Raw genomic sequence first — 23,952 nt, 5'->3', positions numbered from 1 at the left:
CCTCCTTTGCGGCATCGGGCAAGGGTGGAATAACTCCAAAACCTTCCCTCCGCCGGTTCTAGCCGGTTCAGGTTCTACGGGTGTGCTCTCAGCGTGATCTCTCACGCACCCCGAGGTACCCTGTTTCCTAGGTGCCAAGACCCCTAAAGGCAAGCCCAACCAGGATCCTGCCTGCGCCGCCTGCCTATGATCCCGACAGCCGCACCCCAGCTTCATTTGGCGCAAAATATACCGGGGGAGCCGCCGCAAGCGGCGGGGGCAGCGCCCCAGCACCCCCTCGCCGCGCGCAGCTTTTGCAACCGTCCGCCAAACACATCACCACGCAATAGCCCTTGAGCCATCGCCGCCGCCTCGCTAAGCACGTCTCGCAAAGGAGATCTCCCAATGTCGATGAACAGCTTTGGCCATCTTTTCCGTGTCACCACCTGGGGCGAGAGCCACGGGCCTGCGCTGGGTGCCACCGTGGACGGCTGCCCGCCGAATGTGCCGCTGGACCCTGCGATATTGCAGCACTGGCTGGACCGCCGCCGCCCCGGCCAGAACAAACACACCACCCAGCGCAATGAACCGGATGCGGTCAAGATCCTGTCGGGTGTGTTCGAAGGAAAATCCACCGGCACGCCGATCCAGCTGATGATCGAAAACACCGACCAGCGGTCCAAGGATTATGGCGATATCGCCCAGACCTTCCGCCCCGGTCACGCGGATATCACCTATTTCCAGAAATACGGCAATCGTGACTATCGCGGCGGTGGACGCTCTTCCGCCCGCGAAACCGCGGCCCGTGTCGCGGCCGGCGGGGTGGCCCGCGCTGCGATCCAGGCGCTGGTGCCGGGGATGCAGATCACCGGCTACATGACACAGATGGGCGAGATGGAGATCGACCGAACCCGTTTCGACTGGGACGCAATCGGCCAGAATGATTTCTGGATCCCTGACGCCGCTGCGGTTCAGGACTGGGAAAACTACCTGCTGGGCCTGCGCAAGGCGCATGATTCCGTCGGCGCCGTGGTTGAAGTCGTGGCACGCGGTGTGCCTGCGGGCATTGGTGCGCCCGTATATAGCAAACTGGATACCGATTTGGCCGCCGCGATGATGTCGATCAATGCGGTCAAGGCAGTTGAAATTGGCGAAGGCATGAACGCGGCGCGCCTCAAGGGGTCGCAAAACGCAGATGAGATCTTCATGGGCAATGATGGCCAGCCGGTCTATTCCTCCAATCACGCCGGCGGCATCCTGGGCGGTATTTCAACCGGACAGGATGTTGTGGTGCGCTTTGCAGTGAAACCAACCTCCTCTATCCTGACCCCACGCCAGTCGATCCGTAAGGATGGCAGCGCCGCCGAAGTGATCACCAAGGGCCGCCATGACCCCTGCGTCGGCATCCGTGCCGTGCCGGTGGCCGAAGCGATGATGGCCTGCGTAATTCTGGATCATCTGCTGCTGCATCGCGGCCAGATCGGCACCAATCAGGGCACCATCGGCGCATGAAGGCGCTGCAGGCGCAGCTGCGCCGGATTACCGAAGTGCAGATGGCACAGGATCCGGCGCATGACATCGCGCATCTGGACCGGGTCTGGGCCAATGCCCAGCGCATCGCCCGCGATGAAAACGCTAGGACGCCAGGCCGGGTCAATCTTCGGGTGCTGCTGGCCGGGGCCTATCTGCATGATCTGGTGAACCTGTCCAAAGACCACCCGGATCGCCATCTTGCCTCGACTCTCTCGGCCCAAAAGGCCGCGCCGCTGCTGGCCGGGCTGGGCTATGACCCAGACGAGGTCAGCGCCGCCCAGCATGTGATCGCCGCACATAGTTTCTCTGCCGGGATTGCCCCCGAAAGCTTTGAGGCCGAAATCCTGCGCGACGCCGATCGGCTGGATGCGCTGGGGGCGGTGGGGATCGCCCGCACCTTCATGGTGGCGGGGGCGATTGATCGCGCTCTTTGTGACCCGAACGATCCCTTCGCTGCCAACCGGCCGCTGGATGATCAGCTCTGGTCGATTGATCACTGGCATCTGAAGCTGCTGAAACTGCCCGGCGATATGGCCACCGACAAGGGCCGTAAGATTGCCCGCAAACGGGCCCGGCTGATGCTGGCCTATCTGCGGCAACTGGCCAAGGAAATGGACACCGAGTTGCCCGAACACTGGGCCAGGCAGCTGGATCAGCCACTCGCGCCAAAGCCTAAGGGACGGCGCTGACATGACCGCCATCCTCGCCATCACTTTTCCCATCTATGCGGCTTTGGCACTGGGTTATGGGGTGGTCTGGAAAGGCTGGTTCAACGCGGCGGATATGCGCAGCTTTGGGCGCTATGTGCTGAATATCGCGCTGCCCGCGATGATTTTTTCCGCCCTTGCCTCGCGCAGCCCTGCCGAAGTGTTCCAACCCGGGTATGCCGCAATCTATACCCTTGGCGGGCTGATCACCATTACGCTGTCCTACCTGTTGTTGACCCTGCGCGGCACCGATCCCAAGCGGCGTGCCCTGGGGGTGATGGGGTCAACCTGCCCCAACAATGGCTTTATCGGCTATCCGATCATGCTGCTGGCCTTTCCCGATCAGGCGGGGCTGGTGCTGGCGCTGAACCTGACGGTCGAGAACCTGGTGTTAATCCCGATCTGCCTGCTGCTGGTTGAACTGGCCGATGCCCCCCCTGGCCAACGACTGCTGCCACGACTGGGGCGCATTCTGGGCGACCTGGCAAAGATGCCGATGATCATCGGCCTGGCGCTGGGGCTTTTGGTTTCGCTCAGCGGGGTGCCGCTACCCGGCCCATTGCTGAAATTTGTCGAGATGCTGGCGGCGACCGCCGGAGCGCTGGCGCTGCTGGTCATCGGCGGATCGCTGGTGGGGCTACCGCTGCATGGCAATCGGGCGCTGGCGGCACAGATCAGTGCCAGCAAGCTACTGCTGCATCCGGCGCTCACGGCGCTGGTGGCGGCGGTCTTGATGACAACCGGGATTGTCACCCTGTCACCCGCCCTGCATAGCGCCGTTATCCTGTCAGCCGCGATGCCGATGTTTGGCATCTACACGGTGCTGGCCCAGCGTCAGGGGCTGGAGGGGGCGGCCAGTCTGGCGATGCTCACAGCGACCAGCGGTGCCTTTGTCACCCTGACGCTGCTACTTTGGATTTTAGTCTAGAGCCACGCTCCCCCCCCCCAAAAAAAAGAACTTCAAACGCCCTGCCCGATGCCCCGGCAAGAGGCGATAAAAATGGCCACATTCAGCCCATTGATCTTTCTGTCGCAGAAGCGCAGTCTGCCGCCATGGCAAACTCCTTAACATCGCATCGACCCATGATGGCCATCAGCCTGAAGGTCGCAGCCATTGGCATGTTCACCGGCCTGTCGGCCCTGATCAAGGCGGTTTCAGAAGTGGTTCCGGCCGGAGAGGCCGTGTTCTTTCGCTCTTTCTTTGCCATCCCGGTGATTGTTATCTGGCTGGCGATGCGCGGCGATCTGCGCCATGGCCTGCGCACACTAAAGCCGATGGGCCATGTCTGGCGCGGCCTGGTGGGGACCTCTGCCATGGCAATGACCTTTATGGGGCTGGGCATGCTTCCCCTTCCCGAGGTCACCGCGATTGGCTATGCCACGCCGATTTTCACTCTGATTCTGGCAGCGGTTTTCCTGGGCGAGCGAATCCGTCTGGTGCGGATCAGCGCCGTGGGCATTGGGCTGCTGGGGGTCTTGATCATGATCTACCCGCGCCTGTCCGGCAGCGCAGATATGTCCGACACAGCCACGCTGGGGGTTGTGCTGATTCTTGCTGCAACATTCGCGCGTGGCTTTGTGCAGATCCATATTCGCCGCATGGTGATGACCGAACATACGGCTGCAATTGTCTTCTACTTTTCTGTTACGGCTTCGATTCTGTCGCTTTTGACGTTGCCTTTTGGCTGGGTCATTCCCGACCCGACAACCCTGGCGCTGCTGATTGGTGCCGGGCTGCTGGGTGGGGTGGCGCAGATCCTGATTACCTCGTCTTATCGCTTTGCCCCGGCCTCCATGCTGGCGCCCTATGACTATGTCTCGATGCTCTTTGCCATCATCATCGGCTATCTCTGGTTCGAAGAGCTGCCGACCATGGTGATGCTGGCCGGTGCGACGCTGGTGATTTGCGGTAATATCCTGGTGATCTGGCGCGAAAGCCGCCTTGGCCTGGTGCGCGGCAAGGCAAAATCCCTGACGGATCCCAAAGGAGGGTAACGCGGGGTCGCAAGACGGACTGTGTAAGCGCCGACTGCCCCCGGGGGAGGGCGGCGGCGGGAAGGCTACTGCGCCGTCTGCAACCGCGCCGTCAGGGTCTGGATACGATCGCGCAGGCGGATCAGCTCTGCCACGTCCTCCCCCGCCGCCTCCAGAATGCAACGTGAAATCTCTGCCGCTGCTTTTTCCAGCCCGCGTCCCTTGGCGGCCAGGGTGACAATCACGCTGCGCTCATCTTCTTGGCTGCGCTGGCGCTGGACCAACCCGGCCTGCTCCATCCGTTTCAGCAAGGGGGTGAGCGTGTTGGATTCCAGATTCAGCGCCACCCCAAGGTCAGTCACCTTTTGACCATCACGTTGCCAGAGCGCGACCAGGACCAGATATTGCGGATAGGTCAGCCCATGGCGCGCCAGCAGCGGCCGGTACAGGCGCCCCATCGCGTTATTGGCAGAATAGAGCGCAAAGCAGAGCAGATCATCAAGGGAAAGGGGACGGTCAATCATGGCGCTAATTAAATCGCACGCGATTGAATCACAACCCCTTGCAAGGATGAGACTGGTGGCCTAGTTGTATCGTGCACGATTTATTCACTAGCGACTCAAACATCAAAAGGCGAGGACACCCAGATGACCATATCCCCAATCTACACCGCCCAGGCCCAGGCAACCGGCGGCCGCAACGGTCGCGCAACAGTCGAGGACTCTGGTCTTGATCTGGTTCTGGCAGCGCCGAACGCCCTAGGCGGGGATGGCAAAGGCAGCAACCCAGAGCAGCTGTTTGCCGCAGGCTATGCCGCCTGTTTCATTGGCGCCATGCAATTTGCGACCACCCAAGATGCCAGCCTGGCCAAGGTGCCGACAGATGTATCGGTGCAGGCCAGCGTCGGCATCGGGCCGCATGCGGAAGGTGGGTTTGGTCTGACCGTTGACTTGGCGGTGACACTGCCTGGCCTGGACACGGCAGACGCGAAGCGGGTGACCGAGGCAGGCCACAAGATCTGCCCCTATTCCAAGGCCATACGTGGCAATGTCGAGGTCACCACACAGGTGGTCTGACCGGGGCAAGTCTTGAATGCGAGGCTCTGCCTCGCGCTCCGAGGTATTTTCAGCAAGATGAAGATGCGCCCGACTTTGGGCGTATCTTCGGTATTTTGAGGCCTGTATCGAAGACTAGCTACGCACCAGGGTTTCGTATTCTGTTGCGATATCTCGGGTCATTTGACCAACTTCGAACCTGTAGGGGCCAATTTCGCCAACTGGGGTGACCTCGGCGGCGGTGCCGGTCAGCCAGCATTGTTCAAACCCCGCCATTTCCTCGGGCAGGATGTGGCGTTCGTGGACGGTGATACCCTTGTCTTTCAGCATGGCGATGACTGTCTGGCGGGTGATCCCGTTGAGGAAGCAATCGGCCAGCGGCGTATGGACCTCGCCATCTTTGACAAAGAAGATGTTGGCACCGGTGGCTTCGGCCACATAGCCCCGATAATCCATGAACAATGCATCCGAACAGCCCTTGGCCTCGGCCTTGTGCTTGGAGATGGTGCAGATCATGTAGAGGCCAGCCGCCTTGGCATGCACCGGGATGGTCTCTGGGCTGGGCCGTTTGTATTCTGCAATATCGAGCTTGGCGCCCTGCATTTTAGCCTCACCGTAATAGGCGCCCCAGCCCCAGACCGCGATGGCCATACGCACCGGGTTTTGCGCCGAAGCGACGCCCATGTCTTCGCCAGAGCCACGCCAGACCAGGGCCCGCACATAGGCATCTTCCAGCCCGGAGGCTTTCAGGGTCTCGGCCTTGGCGGCCTCGATGTCATCCACCGAATAGGGCATTGGCATATCCAGGGCTTGAGCGCTGGCGATCAGGCGTTCGGAATGTTCGCGGCTTTTGAAGATCTTGCCGTTATAGGCGCGCTCGCCCTCAAAGACGGAAGAGGCATAGTGCATCGCATGGGTTAGGACATGCACCTTGGCATCCCGCCACTCGATCAGCTCTCCATCCATCCAGATCACACCGTCACGATCATCATATCCAGCCATGCCACAGCCTCCTCAAAGCAGTCATTAATTCCAAAAGTTGCGTCGCAAATGACCGAAACGGACATAATATTGCGCCAAAGCTGCGATTCGATACATCTTCGCCCTTGGAATGTCAATATCGCTGACATAAACTGGGCAATAGACACCGAAGACAAGCAGAAGGGGCAGCACCATGGCAAAAGGCAGCACAGACGGGCGGTCGATGGGGCGGTCTAGCCAGGGGTTTGGCGGTGAAAACCTGCTATTTCTCACCGATGAGCAACTGCGCCAGGGGATCGAAGCGATGTTCTTTGCCTATCGGGGGTTCACCGCCGATCCTGACCGCATTCTGGCAGAGATCTCTTATGGGCGGGCGCATCACCGCGCCATTCACTTTATCAACCGCGCCCCCGGCACCACGGTGAACAATATGCTGACCCTCCTGGGTGTGACCAAGCAATCGCTGAACCGGGTCTTGCGCACCCTGATCAGCGACGGGCTGGTCGAGAGCCGGGTTGGCGTGACAGACAAGCGCGAGCGGCACCTGCATCTGACCGAGGCGGGCCAGCAGCTGGAGGCCAAGCTGTCGGATGCCCAGCGCGCCCGCATGCGCGCCGCCTACAAGGATGCCGGCCCCGAGGCGGTGCAGGGGTTCAAAAAAGTGCTGGAGGCGATGATGGATGCCGATATGCGCCGCGCCTATGTCAACCTGCGGGAAACCGGCGCATGAGCACATTTGAGTCCCACCTTCTGATTGTTGATGATGACGAGCGCATTCGCGGATTGCTGAAGAAATTCCTGATGCGCGCCGGTTTTCTGGTCTCGGCAGCGCGCGATGCAGCCCATGCCCGGCGGGTCCTGGCCGGGCTGGATTTCGACCTGATCATCATGGATGTGATGATGCCGGGCGAAGATGGAATATCGCTGACCAGATCGCTGCGCGAAACCATGACCACCCCGATCCTGCTCTTGACCGCCAAGGGCGAAACTGACGACCGCATCACAGGGTTTGAAGCCGGGGCGGATGACTACTTGCCCAAACCCTTTGAACCCAAAGAGCTCTTGCTACGGGTCAATGCCATCCTGCGTCGGGTGCCCAATACCTCGGCCCAGGATAACGCCCCGAAGGTGCTGCACCTGGGTGAAATCCGCTATGATGTTGAGCGTGGAGAGATGTGGCAGGGCAATGATCTGGTACGGCTGACCGGGACCGAAAGCCAGCTGATGAAGATCTTTTCAACCTGCCCCGGAGAGCCAGTAAGCCGCACCAAGCTGGTAGAGGATCTGGGCCGGGACCGGGGCCAGGCGCAGGAACGCGCGGTGGATGTGCAGATCACCCGGCTGCGGCGCAAGATCGAACCCAACCCAAAACAGCCCCAGTACCTGCAAACCGTACGGGGCGCGGGCTATATGCTAGCCCCCGATTGATTGCACGTCCGCACCATGTCTGATGGGGAACAGTTGCGTATCAGGGCAGGTTGCCGCTTGTGGGTTGGCGCCAATGGATCTTAAGCTTTGGCCAAGACCCTGCTTTATGCCAAACCCTGGGACATGCCATATGACAACAGCTCTTATCACCCATGCGGATTGCCTGCGACACGAAACACCGACAGGCCACCCGGAACAGGTGGCGCGCCTTAAACATGTGCTGCACGCGCTGGAGCCGCTCGCGCTTAGACGGGTAGGTGCGCCGCTGGCCGCCGAGGACGACATTCTGCGCATTCACCCCATCGACCACCTGCGCGCCCTGCGCAACGCCCTGCCGCAAGCAGGCTTTGCGAAGATCGATGGCGATACATTCCTGTCGCCAGGCTCTCTGGATGCGGCCTTTCGGGCGGCGGGGGCCGTGGTGCGCGCAGTGGATATGGTGCTGGGCGGCGAGGTAGACAACGCCTTTGCCGCCATTCGCCCGCCCGGCCATCACACCGAGAGCGAGACCGCCATGGGGTTTTGCCTGTTTGGCAATGCGGCGCTGGCAGCCAAACACGCACTGGATCATCACGGGCTGAAACGCGTCGCGGTGGTGGATTTTGACGTCCACCATGGCAACGGCACCCAGGATCTGCTGTGGGATGAGCCACGCGCGCTGGTGATCAGCAGCCAGCAGATGCCCCTATGGCCCGGAACCGGCCGCGTTGAGGAAGATGGCGTGCATGGGCAGATCCTCAACATGCCCTTGCCCCCGGATTCAGATGGCGCAGCCATGCGAAGCGCCTACGAGGAACAGGCTTTCCCACGTCTGCGCGCCTTTAACCCAGAGCTGATCATCATCTCGGCCGGGTTTGACGCGCATCGCGACGATCCCCTGGCAAACCTCAACTGGAGCACCGAGGATTTTGCCTGGCTCACGGCAGAGCTCTGCTCCCTGGCAACGGCGCTCTGTGCGGGCCGTATCGTCTCGACTCTGGAGGGCGGATATGATCTGAACGCCCTTGCGCAGGCCACCCGCGCACATGTGGAAGAATTGATAAAGGCAGCACCATGACCACCGACACCCCCGTGAACGAGATGAGCTTTGAGCAGGCCATGCATGAGCTGGAAACCGTGGTTGGCCAGCTGGAGCGCGGCGATGTGGCGCTGGATGCCTCTATTGCGCTGTATGAACGCGGTGCACAGCTGAAAAAGCGCTGCGAGGACGAACTGAAGCGCGCCGAAGAAAAGGTCGCGGCGCTGACCCTAGATGCCAGTGGCACGCCCACCGCCACGCAGCCCCTGGACGCAGGCTGACACCATGACCACAGTTGATGCACCGGGCCTTGGGTTTGCCGCCGCAATGCAGCAGGCGCAGGGGCAGATTTCACAACACCTGACCCTGCGCCTTGCCGGAGAAGACCCGCTGCATCAGGCCATGCGCTACGCAGTGCGCGGCGGCAAGATGTTGCGCGGGTTTCTGGTACTGGAAAGCGCCCGGCTGCACGGTGTAGACCCAAAGGCCGCGCTGGATGCGGCTCTGGCGATCGAATGCCTGCATGCCTATTCGCTGGTGCATGACGATCTGCCCTGCATGGATGACGACGATCTGCGGCGCGGCCAGCCCACCCTGCACCGCAAATGGGACGAGGCCATGGCGGTACTGGCTGGCGACAGTCTGCAAAGCCTGGCCTTTGAACTGTTGGCCACGCCCGATCTGGGGCCCCATGCGCTGGCGCTGATCCGGGGGCTGGCACAATCCGCCGGCAAGGGTGGCATGGTCTCGGGGCAGATGCTGGATATCGCCGCCGAAACCGCCACGAAACCGCTGACGCTGGACGAAATCACCCGGTTGCAAGCGCGCAAAACCGGCTGTCTGATCCAATGGGCCGCCACCGCCGGGGCGGTGCTGGCCGGGGCAGACTGCACCCCCCTGCGACACTACGCAACCGCACTTGGGCTTGCCTTTCAGATCGCAGATGACATCTTGGATGTAGAAGGCGACGCCGCGAAGGTCGGCAAAGCCGTGCGCAAGGATGCCAAGGCAGGCAAGGCGACATTTGTGTCGCTGCTGGGGCTGGAGCCCGCAAAACAGCGCGCACGGGACCTGGCTGATGAGGCCTGCGCGGCGCTAGCGCCCTATGGCGCAACCGGAGAAACCTTGAAGCAAGCCGCTCGTTTCGTTATTGCGCGAGACAGCTGACACCGGGGCCCGCCCCGCCCCTGACCGCCACAAGGAAACATCATGTCTGACCGGCCCTCTACCCCGCTTCTGGACCAGATTTCGCGCCCTGCGGATATGAAAGGGCTGAGTGATGCCCAACTGGTGCAGTTGGCGCATGAGCTGCGGCAAGAGACCATCTCGGCGGTTTCGACCACTGGCGGGCATCTGGGCGCCGGTCTGGGCGTGGTGGAACTGACCGTGGCGCTGCATGCCATTTTTGACACCCCGCGCGATAAGTTGATCTGGGATGTCAGCCACCAGTCCTACCCGCATAAGATCCTGACCGAGCGTCGCGACCGTATTCGCACCCTGCGCACCAAGGGCGGGCTGTCGGGCTTTACCAAACGCAGCGAGAGCCCCTACGACCCTTTTGGCGCCGCCCATAGTTCAACCTCGATCAGCGCCGCGCTTGGCTTTTCAGTTGCCCGCGATCTGGGCGGTGTGGTGCCCGAAGGTCTGGGCGATGCTGTTGCGGTGATCGGCGATGGGGCCATGTCGGCCGGCATGGCCTTTGAGGCGATGAACAACGCCGGCCACCTAAACAAACGCCTGTTTGTCATTCTCAACGACAACGAGATGAGCATCGCCCCCCCGGTGGGCGCGCTGTCGTCCTATCTGTCGCGGCTCTATGCCGAAGAACCGTTTCAAGAGCTGAAAGCCGTGGCCAAGGGCGCTGCCTCGCTGCTACCCGAACCCTTCCGCGAGGGGGCCAAACGGGCCAAAGACATGCTCAAGGGCATGGCCGTTGGCGGCACCATGTTCGAATCCTTGGGTTTTTCCTACATCGGCCCGATTGATGGCCATGACATGGACCAGTTGTTGCCGGTCCTGCGCACCGTCAAGGCCCGCGCGCGCGGGCCGATCCTGATCCATGTGCTGACAAAAAAGGGCAAGGGCTATGGCCCCGCCGAGGTCGCCCGCGACAAGGGCCATGCCACTGCCAAATTTAATATGGTCACCGGAGAGCAGAAAAAAGCGCCCTCCAACGCGCCGTCCTACACCGGGGTCTTTGGCGATGAGCTGGTCAAGCTGGCAGCCAAGGACGACAAGATCTGCGCCGTCACTGCCGCCATGCCCGATGGCACCGGGCTGGCCCTGATGGCGGAACGCTATCCCTCGCGTTGTTTTGATGTGGGCATTGCCGAACAACACGGCGTCACCTTTGCCGCCGCGCTGGCCGCTGGCGGGATGAAACCCTTCTGTGCCATGTATTCGACATTTCTGCAGCGCGGCTATGATCAGGTGGTGCATGACGTCGCCATCCAGCGCCTGCCGGTCCGTTTTGCCATCGACCGCGCCGGGCTGGTGGGGGCGGATGGTGCCACCCATGCGGGATCTTTCGACATCGGATTTATGTCCAACCTGCCCGGTATGGTGGTGATGGCCGCCGCCGATGAGGCCGAGCTGGTGCATATGGTCCATACCGCCGCCGCCCATGACGAGGGGCCCATCGCCTTCCGCTATCCCCGTGGCGAAGGCGTAGGCGTCGATCTGCCCGAAGTGCCACAGGTGCTGGACATCGGCAAGGGACGCATGATCCAGGAAGGCAAGCGCGTGGCGCTGCTCTCCTTTGGCACCCGTCTGGGCGAAGTCCGCAAGGCCGCCGAGGCGCTGGCAGCCAAGGGCATCACGCCGACCATCGCGGATGCCCGCTTTGCCAAACCGCTGGACCGCGAGATGATCCTAGACCTGGCAGAGAACCACGAGGCGCTGATCACCATCGAGGAAGGCGCCGTGGGCGGCTTTGGCTCTCATGTCGCGCAGCTCTTGGCGGATGAGGGCGTGTTTGACGCAGGCCTGAAATACCGTTCCATGGTGCTGCCCGACACCTTCATCGACCAGGCCAGCCCCGCCGATATGTACGAAACCGCCGCCATGAACGCCCCCCAGATCGAAGCCAAGGTGCTAGAGGTGCTGGGGGTGGCGCAGATTGGGGAAAAGCGGGCTTAGGGCTCTTACAGAGGATTTCGGAATGTCTCTTCCAAACATGAACGACGTGATGTTTCCTTGCTTAGTGCTGCTGTCTGAAGGCGCCACGAATGCCAAAGAGTGCCAACCAGGACTAAAGTCCCATTTTTCCCTATCTGACGCCGAGATGGACGAACGCATTCCCAGTGGAATGAGAACCCGAGTATTTGATCGTGCAGACTGGGCAATTTTTCACATGATGAAAGCTGGGCTTATTGAGCGGCCCAAACGCGGTTACTACGTCGTTTCCCAACTGGGTATGAAAGCAATATCAAACGGGTCTGCTCGGTCCTTAAGCCTTTCCGCTCTAAAGGAATTCCCCTTATACAAACGCTGGAAGTCAGAAGGTACCGCTTCTAAAGAAGATGTCGAAACAGGTGGAGACAAAGACCTGGGAGCCACGCCAAGAGAGCAATTGGAGACTGCGTTTAAGGTCATCGACGAGGCCCTAGCCAATGACGTTCTGGCTGCTGTTCTTTCACTCTCGCCAGCGCGTTTCGAGAAGCTTGTCGTAGATCTACTGCTATCTATGGGGTATGGTGGCGGCGCGCTTGAAAGAGGCCTGCAAACGAACGTGTCCAACGATGGCGGAATAGACGGGATCATCAATGAAGATGAACTCGGCTTAGATGCGGTCTATATTCAGGCCAAACGGTATGCTTCTGAAAACAAGGTAGGGCGACCTGCTTTAAATGCCTTCGTTGGATCACTGACCGGTGAGGGAGCCAGCAAAGGCGTGTTTGTGACAACTTCTGACTTCTCTAAAGATGCCATGGAGTATGTAGATCGGGTTCAGCACCGTATTGTCCTGATCAACGGGGACCGTCTTGCCCGGCTGATGATCAAGCATGAGGTTGGGGTAAGGGCGCGAAAAACACTCGTTCTCAGATCGGTTGATGAAGACTATTTTTCCGAAACCTGATCACAGCGCCGGCGGTTCTGAAGGCGGCACAAAGCGCTCCATATCTTCTGCTGCAAGCACAGCCTGCAACCCTTCGCGGTAGCTCGGGTAGAGCAGCTGCACACCCAAGGCATCCTTGATGCGATCATTGCGCACCCGCTTATTTTCACCATAAAAACTGCGCGCCATTGGGGTCATGCCTGCCTCATCAAAGGGCACTTCGGCGGGGACTGGCAGCCCCAGCAGCTCTGCGGCGTAGCCCAGAACATCCTGCGGCGGTGCCGGGTCGTCATCGCAGAGGTTGTAGATCGCACCCGGGTTGGGCCGGTCGATCGAGGCCAGCAGCGCCTGTGCGATATCCTCTACATGAATGCGCGAGAACACCTGCCCCGGTTTGACAATGCGCCGCGCCTTGCCGGCCATCAGCTTGGCAAAGGGGCCGCGTCCGGGACCGTAAATCCCCGCCAGACGAAAGATATGCAGCGGCAGATCCTGGATCTGCTGCCACTGCGCTTCGGCCTCGGCGCGCCAGGTGCCGCGTTCGCTGGTGGGGGCAACTGGCGTGGTTTCATCCACCCAATCGCCGCCCCGATCGCCATAAACGGCGGTGGTCGACAGATAGCCCACCCAGGCAAGATCAGGTGCCACAGCGGCGATCTCATCCCGCAAGTGCGCCAGCACCGGGTCGCCCTTGGCATTGGGCCCGATCGAGCTGAGGATATGGGTGACACCCGTTAGGGGGATATCTTGCCCCGGCCAGATGATCATCTCTACGCCAGGCACATCCGCAGCTTCCCGCGCCGTGCCGATCACCCGCCAGCCCCGCGCCAACAGAGCCGGCGCCAGAGCGCGCGCAGTATATCCACATCCAAGACAAAGAAGCGTGTTTTGCATCTGTCCTAAATGGGCAGAAGACGGACAAGGTGCAAGACCTGTTCCTCTCCCCCGGCAGGCCGTTTTGCCGCCGCGCCTAATATCCATGCAGTTCCCACAGGAGCGACGGGCACCACGCGTCAGCGAGGTGCCCGGCCCAACCCTAAAGTGGCAATCTGTGATTGCTACGGCAGGGGCGGGAGCCCCCCGTTTTTCTGACTGAGCTTAGCGACCTTTCCAGACAGGGTCGCGTTTTTCAGCAAAGGCGCGGGCACCTTCCAGCTGGTCCTCGCTGGAATAGAGCACATCCACCGCGCGCAGCTGCCGCTGAGTGATATGGTTCATCGCATCCTGGAATTTGCAATCTTCCGCATCGCGGACCACTTCCTTGATCGCCGCATAGACCAGCGGCGGCCCCGATGCCAGCAGCCGCGCCAGATCCCAGGCGCGGGTCATCAGCTGATCGCCTGGAACAATCTCATTCACCAGCCCCCAGCGTTCAGCCTCTGCGGCATCAAACCAGCGTCCGGTCAGCAGCAGTTCCATGGCGATATGATAGGGGATGCGCTTGGGCAATTTGATCGAGGCCGCATCCGCCACGGTGCCAGACCGGATCTCGGGCAGCGCAAATGTCGCGTGGTCCGCCGCCAGGATCATATCGGCAGAGATCGCCAGCTCCAGCCCGCCACCACAGGCGATACCATTCACAGCTGCAATCACCGGCTTGTTCATCTCTCGCATCTCTTGCAGGCCGCCAAAACCGCCAACCCCGTAATCGCCATCCACCGCATCGCCATCAGCGGCAGCCTTCAGATCCCAGCCGGGGCAAAAGAACTTTTCGCCACCGCCAGTCAAGATCGCCACACGCAGGTCGGGGTCGTCACGGAAATCGCGAAACACCTCGCCCATGATCTTGCTGGTGGCCAGATCAATCGCATTGGCCTTGGGCCTATCCAGTGTCACCTCCAGAATGGCGCCCTCGCGTCGGGTTTTAACCGGTCCGTGGTCCTGTATCTTGTCACTCATCTCATAAAGTCCTTTCTCCGCATCAGCGCATCCGCCGCCACCGCATCATCAGGCGTGCAAAGCAACGGGTTGATTTCAATTTCTTCCAGGCCCTCTGCCTCGGCCAGAACATAGGCCTGCACCGCCTTGATCGCCGCCAGAATAGCGGCGCGATTCGCACCAGGACGCCCCCGGAACCCCGCCAAGATCGGCGCAATTTTCAGCCCCTCCAACGCAGCCTCAATCGAAGCCTCGCTGGCTGGCAATAGCAATGAGGCACTATCCTGCAGGATCTCGGTCAGGGTACCGCCCGCCGCCAGGGTCAGGACAAAGCCATGCGCCGGATCCTTTACCACCCCAATCAGCAGTTCGGCCACCGCGCCGGGTACCATTTCTTCCACCAGAAAATGCTGAGCGGGCATCTGGCTGGCCGCCGTACTAACATCGCTGCCCGTTGTCAGCCCCAGCACCACCGCGCCGACCTCGCTTTTGTGGGCGATACCCTCGCCCTTCAACACCACCGGAAAGCCGATATCAGCTGCGGCAGCCCGGGCCGCACCGGGGGATTTTGCCTGAATCGACTGTGGCACCCGCAATCCATAATCCGACAGGCGCAGCTTGGCTTCGGCTTCGGGGATCAGGCTTGGTTCAACGGTTGGAGTTGGCAGCAACAGCGGCGCGGCATCATTCGGCAAGGGTTGGCTAGCCGCAGCGCAGGCCGTCAGTGCCTCGCGCAGACCGCAAAACGGCACCACCCCGGCAGCCATCAGCTTTTCAGCAACGGCTTCCGGCAGCAGTTCCGGCAAGGTTGCCACCATGGCGACATTGCCCCCCGTGGCCTGATGTGTGCCAATGGCCGCATCAATGGCACAGTCCCAATCACTGGCCGAGCACCGATCACCGCGCGGGAAATCAACCACCAGCAGGGTCATCGCCAGCGACGGATCCATCATCGCCGAAAAGGCCCGGATCATCGCCTCGGTGTCACGCCAGATATAGGTGTGATAATCTAGCGGATTAGCCAGTGCCACCATGGGCCCAAGCGCGGCACGCAGATTGGTACTCTGGCTGTCGTTCAGCGGCGGAAACACCACGGGCAGCGCATGCGCGGTATCGGCCGCAAGGCTGGCTTCGCCGCCAGAACAGCTGATAGAGCCCAGCCGGTTGCTGGCCAGCGGCCCGGTCACATGCAGCAGTTTCAGCGTTTCCAAAAAGGCGGGCAAATCCTCCAGACGCGGGATGCCAAGCCGGGCAAGCAATGCCGAAGCCCCCGCATCCCCACCTGCAAGCGAAGCAGTATGAGACACCGTTGCCGCCTGGGCCTCGGCGGATTTTCCGACCTTCAGCGCGATGATCGGCTTGCCCAGGGCGCGGGCCTTGGCGGCCAGGGCCTCGAATGCGCGCAGATCGCCAAAGCCTTCGATATGCAGGCCCAGAGCGGTGACGCGGTCATCCTCCAGCAGGGCTTCGCCAATCTCGGCAATGCCAGACTGCGCCTGATTGCCGGCTGCCACCACATAGGCGATGGGCAGGCCGCGCGTCTGCATGGTCAGGTTGATGGCAATGTTTGAGCTTTGGGTGATCAGGGCGACGCCCGTTTCGACCCGTTTTCCGCCATGCTGGTCGGGCCACAACAGCGCCCCATCCAGATAGTTGATAAAGCCATAGCAATTGGGCCCCAGGATCGGCATCTCGCCCGCTGCCTCCAGCAGCTGCACCTGAAGTTCTGCGCCCTCGGCATCCTCGGCCTGGGCTTCCAGAAAGCCCGAGGCAAAGCAGACCGCTCCGCCCGCCTCGCGGGCTGCCAGATCCCGCACCACCTCGATGGTGGCAAAGCGGTTAACGCCGACAAATGTGGCATCGGGCGCGCCGGGCAGGCTGGCGATATCACGGTAAACCGGCAGGCCTGCCAGCTCTTCTGCCTTGGGGTGGACTGGCCAGATCACCCCATCGAACCCCATCTTCTGACACTGTTCGATCACCAGTCGGCACCAAGCCCCCCCGCCGACGACGGCGATGGTCTTGGGCCTAAACAGCCTGTTTAGAGACTTCATTTCTATCTATTCATCCCTTGTGACCCGGTCGATATGGCCCAGGTCTTGTTGCGGGTTGATCTGATCACGCAGGCGGGACTTCAGTTCTTTCACATCCGGAAAGCCCCCATCGCGCTTGCGCTCCCAGATCAGCGTATCATTGACCGAGATCTCAAAGATCCCGCCGATCTCTCCCGGGACCAAAGTGACCGCGCCCAGCTGATCCTGAAAAGTCGCAAGCAATTCCTGCGCCATCCAGGCCGCGCGCAGCATCCAGTTGCAGCCGATGCAATAGGTGATCGTGACTTTGGGTTTGTGGGAAAGGGTCGCCGTCATCTTAGCCTCCAAGAGCGCGTAGCATTTCGCGGCTGATGATATGACGCTGGATCTCGCTCGTCCCCTCCCAAATGCGTTCAACGCGGGCGTCACGCCAGATACGTTCCAAGGGCAGCTCATCCATCAGGCCCATGCCGCCGTGGATCTGGATTGCCTCATCCGCAACCATGGCCAGCATTTCGGTCGCCTTCAGCTTGGCCATCGACATGTCGGATTCGGTGACGCTGCCCTGGTCGAACTTCCAGCCGGCCTCCCAGGTCAGCAAATTTGCCGCCTTCAGCTCTAGCGCCATATCGGCCAGTTTGAAGGAAACCCCCTGGAATTTGCCGATCTGCTGGCCAAATTGCTTGCGTTCGGCAGCATATTCCACCGCATGCTGCAGGGCGCGATCCGCCCGGCCCAGGCAGGTTGCGGCAACTTGCAAACGGGTGGCCCCCAGCCAGGTGTTGGCCACATCAAAACCCTTGTCGACCTCGCCCAGAATCGCCGAAGACGGCAGGCGACAATCATCAAATTCCAGCACCGCATTGGTATAGCCACGATGGCTGACATTGCCGTAGCCGTCGCGCACCTCAAAACCGGGCGTGCCCTTGTCGACAAAGAAGGCGGTGATCTTCTTCTTGGGGCCGCGCGGCGTGTCCTCAACCCCGGTGGCCATAAAGCAGATGGCAAAATCGGCGATATCCGCATGGCTGATGAAATGCTTGGTACCGTTCAGGATCCAGTCATCACCATCCTGGCGCGCTGTCGCCTTCATGCCGCGCAGGTCGGACCCCGCGTCTGGCTCGGTCATCGCCAGACAATCCCATTTTTCACCCTTCATGCAGGGGAACAGATACTTTTCCTTCTGTTCTTCGGTGCCGGCCAGCAGGATGTTCGATGGGCGGGCAACACCGGTCCAGTGCAGCGCGTAGTTGGCCCTGCCCAGTTCTTTTTCATACATCAGCCACGACAAGGTATCGAGACCGGCCCCGCCGACTTCTTCGGGCATGTTTGCAGCGTAAAGCCCTGCCTCAATTGCCTTTTTCTGGATATCTTTGATCACCTCCATATCGAGGTGACCACTGCGCTCGACCTCCAGCTCGTGGGGGTAGAGCTCTTTCTCTACAAAGGCACGGGTGGTTTCGACGATCATCGCCTGTTCTTCTGTCATGCCAAAATGCATCGCGCATATCCTCTTCTTTGACTTGCCGAGCAGTGTAGCGCCGGACTAGAGTCACTTCGTGCAAAAACGGCGGATACCATGCAGAGATGGGTCAAAGATGATGCTGCGATGCAGCAAGTAGATTTGCTGCTGTTTGATGATTTTTCCGGTCATTGCCTGGCCAATACGATTGAACCGCTGCGCGCCGCCAATACGCTGGCGGGGCGACAGATCTATGCCTGGCGCTTTCTCACCCTTGATGGGGCACCGGCCAGCTCTTCAGCGGGGATGGAGGTCAACCCACATGATCGCCTACCCCGCTGTCAGGGCGATATGCTGATTGCCATGCCATCCTATCGCTATCGCCCGCTGGCCACCGAGCAGGCCAAGGCGGCGCTGCGGGCGGCGGCGCTGCGGTATCGGGTGATGGCCGGGTTTGACGCCGGTGCCTGGCTCTTGGCAGCGGCCGGCCTGCTAGATGGACGGCGCGCCACCATCCACTGGGAGGAACTGGCCAGTTTCGCCGAGGATTTCCCGCAGATCGCGGTGCAGCGCCTTCGCCATGTACAAGACGGCAATCGCATAACCTGTACCGGGGCGCTGGCGGCCTTTGATCTGATGATGGAGCTGATCGGCCAGCGCCACGGTCAGGCCCTAAGACTGGAGGTTGCGGCCCTGTTCATGAGCCCCGAAGTCACCGAAGCAGAGACCAGGCCCCTTTCCATAGGCTCTGCCCGCAGCCGATCTGTGGCACGCGCCCTGGCCCTGATGCAGGCCCATATCGAGGCGCCGCTGTCGATTGCCGAGATCGCCCGCCGGATTGGACGCAACCGCAAAGATCTCGAACACCGCATGAAGGCGCAGCTGGGTGCCACCCCGCAGGCGATCTACCGGCACCTGCGGCTAATACAGGCTCGAAAGCTCATATTAGAGACTGATTTATCCGTCGCCGAGGTCGCCCTGCGCAGTGGATATGAGAACCCCAGCGCCATGACCCGCGCCTATCGTACCGAATTTGGTGCCACCCCGCGCCAGATGCGCAACGGCACAGGGTAACAGGTTAGCTGGCGTAGGTAGAACCTTCTGCGTCAAGAACCAGCTTGATCTCGCGCAGATGCGCCTCTGCCTGGCTTGGGTAGTCTTCCAGTTCCTGCGCGGTTTTCTCGGCGATCTCATCCGACAAGACGCGCAGCTTCTGGCCAGTTTGCAGGGCGCGGATATAGGTTTCGGCGGCGCGTTCAAAATAATACAGCCTATTCAGGGTATCTGCCGGATCAGAGCCGATCACCAGCACCCCGTGGTTACCCATGATCATCACTTTTTGCTTGGGGTCCGTCAGCATCGCCGCACAGCGCGCGCCTTCGTCTTCAAACGCCAACCCGCCATAGCCATCGTCGATCACATAGCGATTAAAAAAGGTCGCGGTGTTCTGATCGATCGGCGGCAGGCTGCTATCGGCCAGAGAGGCCAGAACCGTGGCATGGATCGAATGCACATGCATCACGCAGCGCGCCTGCGGGCACAGCCGGTGGATAGAGCCATGCAGCCCCCAGGCCGTTGGATCCGGCGCGCCGGGTTTGGTCATGGTTTCCGGATCATTGGCATCCAGAAACAATAGATTAGAGGCCGTGATACGGGCAAAATGCATCTGATTGGCATTCATCAGGAACTGCGTGCCTTCGTCATTCACCGCCAGGCTGAAATGATTGGCGACGCCTTCATGCATATTCAACCGCTCAACCCAGCGAAAACTGGCCGCCAGATCTATGCGCTCTTGCCAGTGGTCCATATTGGGGCGCGGCTCGGGGGTGTGCATCTCGGGTCTCCTTGGATGAGCAGGGGTAAATCACATTGGCCAAAACCTGATCTACCACAGTCGATTTGACCAGATCCAAATTACCCACCGGTTGCTGCGCCATCTCTGGGCTGCCCCTGCAGTCCTTCCGCTTCGCAAACAGGCGCAACAGCGGTCGGTTATTTTGTGCCACCTTGGCTGGGCACTGGGGCTATCCTCTTGGCTTGGCTATAGCTGTTTCAACACAGGCAGGGATTGCAGGGCTTGCACTTGCCGGAACAATCGGAACAATTGGCACATGACAGAGAATGCATTCCCCAGCTGGCCCGACATCGCCCCGCAATTGATCAATGTTGCCGCAGGCCGCAGCCCTGCGGATACGGTGATCCGGCAGGGTAAATGGGTCAATGTCCATACCCGAGAGGTGCTCGACGGGCATGACATCGCCATCGTATCCGGGCGCATCGCCTATGTGGGACCGGATGCCAGTTACTGCATCGGCGCTGACACTCAGGTGATAGAGGCAGCCGGGCGCTATATGATCCCCGGCCTGTGCGACGCGCATATGCATATTGAATCCGGCATGCTCACCCCCGCGGAATTTGCCCGCGCCGTGATCCCGCATGGCACCACCTCCATGTTTACCGATCCGCATGAAATCGCCAATGTGCTGGGCCTGGAAGGCGTACGGCTGATGCATGACGAGGCCCTGTTGCAGCCGGTCAATATCTTCACCCAGATGCCATCCTGCGCGCCCTCGGCGCCGGGGCTGGAAACCACCGGATATGAAATCACCCCCGAAGACGTGGCCGAGGCGATGTCCTGGCCTGGTATCGTCGGCTTGGGCGAGATGATGAACTTTCCCGGTGTTGCCAATGCCGACCCCAAGATGCTGGCCGAGATCGCCGCCACCCAGCGCGCCGGGAAAACCGTTGGCGGCCACTATGCCTCTCCCGATCTGGGGCGCGATTTTGCCGCCTATGTTGCAGGCGGCCCGGCAGATGACCATGAAGGCACCTGCGAAGCCGATGCCATCGCCCGGATGCGTCAGGGGATGCGCGCCATGGTGCGGCTAGGATCAGCCTGGTATGACGTCGAAGCGCAGATCACCGCGATCACTGAAAAAGGCCTGGACCCGCGCAATTTCATCCTATGCACCGATGACTGCCACTCTGGCACCCTGGTCAACGACGGCCATATGAACCGGGTGGTGCGCCATGCCATTGCCTGCGGCTGTGATCCGCTGATTGCCCTGCAGATGGCAACGATCAACACCGCCACGCATTTTGGCCTGGAACGCGATATCGGCTCTATCACGCCGGGACGGCGCGCCGATGTGATCCTGACCTCGGACCTGACGCAACTACCGATCGAGCTGGTTGTGGCCCGTGGTCAGATCGTTGCGGAAAGCGGCTCTATTAAGGTGGATTGCCCACATCTTGACTGGCCCGACAGCGCCCGTGGCACCGTGCATCTGGGCCATGACCTGACGGCGGCTGATTTTGAAATTGCCGCCCCAGAAGGTGCCAATGCGGTCACCGCCAATGTCATCGGCATGGTGGAAAACCAGGCCCCAACCAAGGCACTGAAGGCAGAACTGCCGGTGCATGACGGCTTGGTCGAAGCCAGTCTGGCCGCCGAGGCCGGGACCTGCCAAATCGCCCTGGTGGAACGCCATCAGGCAACCGGCGGTGTCACCAATGCCTTTGTCTCGGGCTTTGGCTATGAGGGTAAGATGGCCATGGCGTCGACCGTGGCGCATGACAGCCACCATATGATCGTGGTGGGCACCGATCGGAACCAGATGGCTCTGGCCGCCAATCGCCTGGCCGAGGTCGGCGGTGGTGTAACCATCTTCCGCGATGGCAAAGAACTGGCGCTGGTTGAACTGCCCATCGCGGGCCTGATGTCCGACAGCCCCGCAACCGAAGTTGCCGCCAAGGCGCAGAAACTGGGCGCCGCGATGGAGGCCTGCGGCTGCGCGCTGAACAACGCCTATATGCAGCATTCTCTTTTGGCCCTGGTGGTGATCCCCGAGTTGCGGATTTCAGACCTTGGTCTTGTTGACGTGCGCACATTCGAAATGATTCCGGTGATCGAGCCCCTGACATGACCCAAACCAGCCACCTTGCGGAAATCACGCAGCCCAAGCCCCCCGCCCCCGAGAACTTTACCGATGCCGCCGCCGCTGTGGCCCGGCTGGAAGAGCTTTATACCCAAGCCACCACATTTCTGTGTGATGCCTTCATCGCCAGCATGGCCGAGGCAAAAGACGGGAAAAGACGCATCCGCGCCTTCTATCCCGAAATCCGCTTTACCACCTCCAGCTTTGCCCAGGTGGACAGCCGACTCAGCTTTGGCCATGTCTCTGCCCCCGGCACCTATGCCACCACGGTGACCCGACCGGATCTGTTTCGCCACTATCTGACGCAGCAGATTGCCTTGTTGATCAAGCATCATGGGCAACCTGTGACCATTGCCGCATCAGATACGCCGATCCCGGTGCATTTTGCCGTGGGCTCTCGCCCGGATCTGACCGTACCGCAAGAGGGCGCCGCCGGGTTCACCCTGCGCGATGTCTTTGATGTGCCGGATCTGGCCACCACCAATGACGATATCGTCAATGGCACCTATCAGCCCGAAAACGGCATTGGGCCGCTGTCGCTGTTTACCGCCCAGCGGGTGGATTATTCGCTGGCCCGGCTGGCTCATTATACCGCCACCGCAGCCGAGCATTTTCAAAACCACGTATTGTTCACCAACTATCAGTTCTACGTCGCCGAGTTTGAAGCCTATGCCCGCGCCCAGTTGGCCGATCCCGACTCGGGTTACACCAGCTTTGTCAGCACCGGCAATCATGAGATCACCAGCCCGGATGCCGAGCTGCCCGCCGTCGCCAAACTGCCGCAGATGCCAACCTACCATCTGAAGCGCGCCGACGGCAAAGGCATCACCCTGGTCAATATCGGCGTCGGCCCCTCCAATGCCAAAACTGCCACCGATCACATCGCAGTGCTGCGCCCGCATGCCTGGATGATGGTGGGGCACTGCGCCGGGTTGCGTAATACGCAGGCGCTGGGGGATTTTGTCCTGGCCCATGCCTATCTGCGCGAAGACCACGTGCTGGACGATGACCTGCCCGTCTGGACGCCAATCCCGGCTCTGGCGGAAATCCAGATCGCCCTGGAACAGGCCGTGGCAGAGGTCACCGAATTTGAAGGCTACGATCTCAAGCGCATCATGCGCACCGGCACCGTCGCCACCATCGACAACCGCAACTGGGAACTCCGCGACCAGTCCGGCCCGGTGCAGCGGCTCAGCCAGTCGCGTGCCATTGCCCTGGATATGGAAAGCGCCACCATCGCCGCCAATGGCTATCGCTTTCGTGTCCCCTATGGCACGCTGCTCTGCGTGTCGGACAAACCGCTGCATGGCGAACTGAAGCTGCCGGGCATGGCCACTGACTTTTATCAGACACAGGTTGCACGCCATTTGCTGATCGGCATAAAAGCCATGGAAAAACTGAGATCGATGGCGTTGGAACGGCTTCACAGCCGAAAATTGCGCTCTTTTGACGAAACCGCCTTCCTCTAATCGGCCGTTTTTACAGTTTTCGGCAAAAAACCTCTGGTTTCTATGGTCTTTTGTCACACTACGCGTTGTGTTCCGACACAACATAACGATAATGTTGCCCGATGAGGCCCCACAGTTCGGGCAGTTTTAAGGAGATCTGAGAGTGTCCAAACCGATGACAAAAACCCAGCTTGTTGCCACTCTGGCTGAGGAAATGGGCGAAGATAAAAAGACCGCAGGCGCTGCTCTTGAAGCCGTCTGTGCCTTGATCACACGCGAAGTTTCCAACGGCGGTGCCGTGACCCTGCCTGGTGTCGGCAAAATTTATTGCCGCGAGCGCCCCGAGCGCGAAGTGCGCAATCCCGCCACCGGCGAAAAATTCATGAAAGAGGCGGACAAGGTTGTGAAAATGACCATTGCCAAGGCTCTGAAAGACAGCGTGAACGGCGAAGCCTGATCCC

Annotated in this window: 24 protein-coding genes and 1 riboswitch; of the genes, 16 read left to right on the top strand and 8 right to left on the bottom strand. The window is 60.6% G+C overall.

Annotated elements, in window-relative coordinates:
* Window positions 1-27 precede the first annotated feature (27 nt).
* Window positions 28-123: riboswitch (TPP riboswitch) on the bottom strand.
* A 261-nt stretch (window positions 124-384) separates the two neighbouring features.
* From aroC to LRK71_RS05320, 4 genes are all read left to right on the top strand, one after another.
* The gene (gene aroC / locus LRK71_RS05335) at window positions 385-1,491 is read left to right on the top strand and encodes a chorismate synthase (protein ID WP_232401619.1); all 1,107 of its coding nucleotides are present in this window, start codon (window positions 385-387) and stop codon (window positions 1,489-1,491) included.
* The gene (locus tag LRK71_RS05330; protein WP_232401618.1) at window positions 1,488-2,201 is read left to right on the top strand and encodes an HD domain-containing protein; all 714 of its coding nucleotides are present in this window, start codon (window positions 1,488-1,490) and stop codon (window positions 2,199-2,201) included. The genes aroC and LRK71_RS05330 overlap by 4 nt, the downstream gene beginning before the upstream one ends.
* 1 nt (window position 2,202) lies before the next feature.
* Window positions 2,203-3,147 carry an AEC family transporter gene (locus LRK71_RS05325; protein WP_232401617.1) on the top strand — a complete coding sequence of 315 codons (945 nt, stop codon included), beginning with the start codon at window positions 2,203-2,205 and terminating at the stop codon, window positions 3,145-3,147.
* Window positions 3,148-3,272: 125 nt separating this feature from the next.
* Complete coding sequence (locus tag LRK71_RS05320) at window positions 3,273-4,214, top strand: DMT family transporter (RefSeq protein ID WP_232401616.1); 942 nt, start codon at window positions 3,273-3,275, stop codon at window positions 4,212-4,214.
* A 65-nt stretch (window positions 4,215-4,279) separates the two neighbouring features.
* Here the strand turns inward: LRK71_RS05320 and LRK71_RS05315 are convergent, their stop codons facing one another.
* On the bottom strand, window positions 4,280-4,717 hold the full coding sequence (locus LRK71_RS05315) for a MarR family winged helix-turn-helix transcriptional regulator (RefSeq protein WP_232401615.1): 438 nt from the start codon (window positions 4,715-4,717) through the stop codon (window positions 4,280-4,282).
* A 123-nt stretch (window positions 4,718-4,840) separates the two neighbouring features.
* Between LRK71_RS05315 and LRK71_RS05310 the strand changes: the two genes are divergently transcribed.
* Entirely contained in the window at window positions 4,841-5,269 is a 429-nt protein-coding gene (locus LRK71_RS05310) for an organic hydroperoxide resistance protein (RefSeq protein ID WP_232401614.1), read from the top strand.
* A gap of 114 nt (window positions 5,270-5,383) precedes the next feature.
* On the opposite strand, the gene LRK71_RS05305 is transcribed toward LRK71_RS05310, so the two are convergent.
* Window positions 5,384-6,250 (bottom strand): branched-chain amino acid aminotransferase, encoded by an 867-nt coding sequence (locus LRK71_RS05305; RefSeq protein ID WP_232401613.1) that lies wholly within the window; start codon window positions 6,248-6,250, stop codon window positions 5,384-5,386.
* Window positions 6,251-6,422: 172 nt separating this feature from the next.
* Here LRK71_RS05305 and LRK71_RS05300 point away from each other — a divergent pair, with 172 nt between their 5' ends.
* The 7 genes from LRK71_RS05300 to LRK71_RS05270 all read left to right on the top strand — a co-directional run bounded on the left by LRK71_RS05300 (window position 6,423) and on the right by LRK71_RS05270 (window position 12,753).
* Window positions 6,423-6,959 (top strand): MarR family winged helix-turn-helix transcriptional regulator, encoded by a 537-nt coding sequence (locus LRK71_RS05300; protein ID WP_232401612.1) that lies wholly within the window; start codon window positions 6,423-6,425, stop codon window positions 6,957-6,959.
* Window positions 6,956-7,657 carry a response regulator gene (locus LRK71_RS05295; RefSeq protein ID WP_232401611.1) on the top strand — a complete coding sequence of 234 codons (702 nt, stop codon included), beginning with the start codon at window positions 6,956-6,958 and terminating at the stop codon, window positions 7,655-7,657. The genes LRK71_RS05300 and LRK71_RS05295 overlap by 4 nt, the downstream gene beginning before the upstream one ends.
* 130 nt (window positions 7,658-7,787) lie before the next feature.
* Window positions 7,788-8,714: a histone deacetylase family protein gene (locus tag LRK71_RS05290; protein WP_232401609.1), complete on the top strand. Its 927-nt coding sequence runs from the start codon at window positions 7,788-7,790 to the stop codon at window positions 8,712-8,714.
* On the top strand, window positions 8,711-8,956 hold the full coding sequence (locus LRK71_RS05285) for an exodeoxyribonuclease VII small subunit (RefSeq protein ID WP_232401607.1): 246 nt from the start codon (window positions 8,711-8,713) through the stop codon (window positions 8,954-8,956). The genes LRK71_RS05290 and LRK71_RS05285 overlap by 4 nt, the downstream gene beginning before the upstream one ends.
* A 4-nt stretch (window positions 8,957-8,960) precedes the next feature.
* Window positions 8,961-9,842 (top strand): polyprenyl synthetase family protein, encoded by an 882-nt coding sequence (locus tag LRK71_RS05280; protein ID WP_232401605.1) that lies wholly within the window; start codon window positions 8,961-8,963, stop codon window positions 9,840-9,842.
* A 42-nt stretch (window positions 9,843-9,884) separates the two neighbouring features.
* Entirely contained in the window at window positions 9,885-11,813 is a 1,929-nt protein-coding gene (gene dxs / locus LRK71_RS05275; protein WP_232401603.1) for a 1-deoxy-D-xylulose-5-phosphate synthase, read from the top strand.
* Between the two features lie 22 nt (window positions 11,814-11,835).
* Complete coding sequence (locus tag LRK71_RS05270) at window positions 11,836-12,753, top strand: restriction endonuclease (RefSeq protein ID WP_232401601.1); 918 nt, start codon at window positions 11,836-11,838, stop codon at window positions 12,751-12,753.
* On the opposite strand, the gene LRK71_RS05265 is transcribed toward LRK71_RS05270, so the two are convergent.
* The 5 genes from LRK71_RS05265 to LRK71_RS05245 all read right to left on the bottom strand — a co-directional run bounded on the left by LRK71_RS05265 (window position 12,754) and on the right by LRK71_RS05245 (window position 18,144).
* A complete protein-coding gene (locus tag LRK71_RS05265) occupies window positions 12,754-13,626 on the bottom strand; it encodes an SDR family oxidoreductase (protein WP_232401600.1) in 873 nt (290 codons plus the stop codon). It lies immediately after the preceding gene.
* 204 nt (window positions 13,627-13,830) lie between these two features.
* On the bottom strand, window positions 13,831-14,631 hold the full coding sequence (locus tag LRK71_RS05260; protein WP_232401599.1) for a carnitinyl-CoA dehydratase: 801 nt from the start codon (window positions 14,629-14,631) through the stop codon (window positions 13,831-13,833).
* Window positions 14,628-16,664: an acetate--CoA ligase family protein gene (locus tag LRK71_RS05255; RefSeq protein ID WP_232401598.1), complete on the bottom strand. Its 2,037-nt coding sequence runs from the start codon at window positions 16,662-16,664 to the stop codon at window positions 14,628-14,630. Before LRK71_RS05255 ends, LRK71_RS05260 begins: the two co-directional genes overlap by 4 nt.
* A gap of 6 nt (window positions 16,665-16,670) precedes the next feature.
* Window positions 16,671-16,979, bottom strand: a complete 309-nt coding sequence (locus LRK71_RS05250; protein ID WP_232401597.1) for an Rdx family protein — start codon at window positions 16,977-16,979, stop codon at window positions 16,671-16,673.
* A 1-nt stretch (window position 16,980) separates the two neighbouring features.
* Window positions 16,981-18,144: an acyl-CoA dehydrogenase family protein gene (locus tag LRK71_RS05245; protein ID WP_232401596.1), complete on the bottom strand. Its 1,164-nt coding sequence runs from the start codon at window positions 18,142-18,144 to the stop codon at window positions 16,981-16,983.
* Between the two features lie 78 nt (window positions 18,145-18,222).
* On the opposite strand from LRK71_RS05245, the gene LRK71_RS05240 reads away from it, so the two are divergent.
* Complete coding sequence (locus LRK71_RS05240) at window positions 18,223-19,179, top strand: GlxA family transcriptional regulator (protein WP_232401595.1); 957 nt, start codon at window positions 18,223-18,225, stop codon at window positions 19,177-19,179.
* A 4-nt stretch (window positions 19,180-19,183) separates the two neighbouring features.
* Here the strand turns inward: LRK71_RS05240 and LRK71_RS05235 are convergent, their stop codons facing one another.
* On the bottom strand, window positions 19,184-19,939 hold the full coding sequence (locus tag LRK71_RS05235) for a class II aldolase and adducin N-terminal domain-containing protein (protein ID WP_232401593.1): 756 nt from the start codon (window positions 19,937-19,939) through the stop codon (window positions 19,184-19,186).
* Window positions 19,940-20,216: 277 nt separating this feature from the next.
* Between LRK71_RS05235 and ade the strand changes: the two genes are divergently transcribed.
* From ade to LRK71_RS05220, 3 genes are all read left to right on the top strand, one after another.
* Window positions 20,217-22,031 carry an adenine deaminase gene (ade, locus tag LRK71_RS05230; RefSeq protein ID WP_232401591.1) on the top strand — a complete coding sequence of 605 codons (1,815 nt, stop codon included), beginning with the start codon at window positions 20,217-20,219 and terminating at the stop codon, window positions 22,029-22,031.
* Entirely contained in the window at window positions 22,028-23,512 is a 1,485-nt protein-coding gene (locus tag LRK71_RS05225; protein WP_232401589.1) for an AMP nucleosidase, read from the top strand. Before ade ends, LRK71_RS05225 begins: the two co-directional genes overlap by 4 nt.
* Window positions 23,513-23,654: 142 nt before the next feature.
* Window positions 23,655-23,948, top strand: coding sequence for an HU family DNA-binding protein (locus LRK71_RS05220; protein ID WP_232401587.1), 294 nt, complete (start codon window positions 23,655-23,657; stop codon window positions 23,946-23,948).
* The last annotated feature ends 4 nt before the right edge of the window (window positions 23,949-23,952 follow it).

Origin of the sequence: Pseudophaeobacter flagellatus (assembly GCF_021228235.1) — a bacterium.
In the GTDB taxonomy this organism is placed as follows: Bacteria; Pseudomonadota; Alphaproteobacteria; order Rhodobacterales; family Rhodobacteraceae; genus Pseudophaeobacter; species Pseudophaeobacter flagellatus.
This window is presented reverse-complemented; position numbering and strand designations above follow the sequence as displayed.